Origin of the sequence: Xanthomonas bonasiae (genome assembly GCF_014836395.1) — a bacterium.
GTDB classification, from domain to species: domain Bacteria; phylum Pseudomonadota; class Gammaproteobacteria; order Xanthomonadales; family Xanthomonadaceae; genus Xanthomonas_A; species Xanthomonas_A bonasiae.
This window is the reverse complement of the sequence record NZ_JACSQX010000031.1, coordinates 1-1,246: the sequence shown is the minus strand read 5'-3', so window position 1 is coordinate 1,246 and position 1,246 is coordinate 1. Positions and strand designations below refer to the sequence as shown.

The following is a 1,246-nucleotide window of genomic DNA, read 5'->3' as shown; positions in this document are numbered from 1 at the left end:
GTTGAGCCACCCCTGATAACTCGGACACCTGAAAGCGAGGACAATCCTCGCACGGAGGTGTTCGATGCAGAAGCGGCAGCGGTTCACGGCAGAGTTCAAGCGGGAAGCAGTGCGGTTGCTCAAGGCGGGAGATCGGCCAGCGGCCGTGATCGCGCGGGAGTTAGGCGTCCCGCGCAACCGGCTCTACAAGTGGGCCACGGACCTCGATGCGAAGGGCACGGGCGCCTTTGGCGGCAGTGGCCGGCCTAAGTCCAACCCGGATGAACTGACCAAGCTGCAGCGCGAGAACGAGCGTCTGCGCCAAGAGAACGAGATCCTAAAAAAAGCGGCGGCGTACTTTGCGCGAGAACTATCGTGAAGTACGCCTGGATCCGAGACCAGCAGGGTTACCGTGTGCGTTGGCTCTGCCATGCGCTGGGCGTGTCACCCAGCGGTTACTACGCATGGTGCGCTCGCCGTCCGGGGCCGCGCGCGCACCAGAATGCTCGGCTATTGCAGCGGATCGAGCAGTTGCACGCACAAACCCGCGAGGCGTATGGCAGCGAGCGCCTGTGGCGTGCGTTACGCCAGCAAGGCGAAACCTGCGGTCGGCATCGGGTGCGGCGCCTGCGGCAGGCACATGCGATCCGCACCAAGCGGCGACAACGCTACCTGCGCACGCGCAGCACCTACCAGCGGTCGGCGGTGGCGCCTAACCGGCTGGCATGGCCGTTCGTCAGTCCGGGGCCAGATCGGGTGTGGGTGGCGGACATCACCTTCGTGCCGACCCGGATGGGCTGGTTGTACCTGGCGGCGGTGCTGGACATGCACAGCCGGAAAATCGTGGGCTGGGCGATGGGCCAGCGGGCCGATCAGGCGTTGGCCAGTGCTGCACTGGCCATGGCGCTCCAACGCCGGCGACCAGCGAAGGGCGCAATCCACCATAGCGACCAGGGCACGCAATACACCAGCGGTGCGTATCAGCGGCAATTGCAGGAAGCCGGGCTGGTCGCGAGCATGAGCCGCAAGGGCATGCCTTACGACAATGCAGTGATGGAGAGCTTCTTCAGTTCGCTTAAGCAGGAACTGACGCACCACGAGCGCTTCGCCAGTCTCGATGAAGCGCGCGGAAAGGTGTTCGAGTACATCGAAGTGTTCTACAACCGGCAGCGGTTGCACAGTGCGCTGGGCTACCGCTCGCCGGTCGAGTTCGAGAAGATGGTTGTTGTTCCCTAATTAACCTGTCCGAGAAATCGGGGGTGGCTCA

At 63.9% G+C, this 1,246-nt stretch carries 2 protein-coding genes; both read left to right on the top strand.

What is annotated here, in order from left to right:
- Positions 1–64: 64 nt before the first annotated feature.
- A complete protein-coding gene (locus H9658_RS22780) occupies positions 65–358 on the top strand; it encodes a transposase (RefSeq protein ID WP_191827045.1) in 294 nt (97 codons plus the stop codon).
- Positions 355–1,215 carry an IS3 family transposase gene (locus H9658_RS22775; RefSeq protein WP_191827044.1) on the top strand — a complete coding sequence of 287 codons (861 nt, stop codon included), beginning with the start codon at positions 355–357 and terminating at the stop codon, positions 1,213–1,215. The genes H9658_RS22780 and H9658_RS22775 overlap by 4 nt, the downstream gene beginning before the upstream one ends.
- Positions 1,216–1,246 lie beyond the last annotated feature (31 nt).

Bases quoted from the DNA above. Each gene is read 5' to 3' on its own strand.
- H9658_RS22780 (WP_191827045.1), top strand. From the start codon at position 65: ATGCAGAAGCGGCAGCGGTTCACGGCAGAGTTCAAGCGGGAAGCAGTG.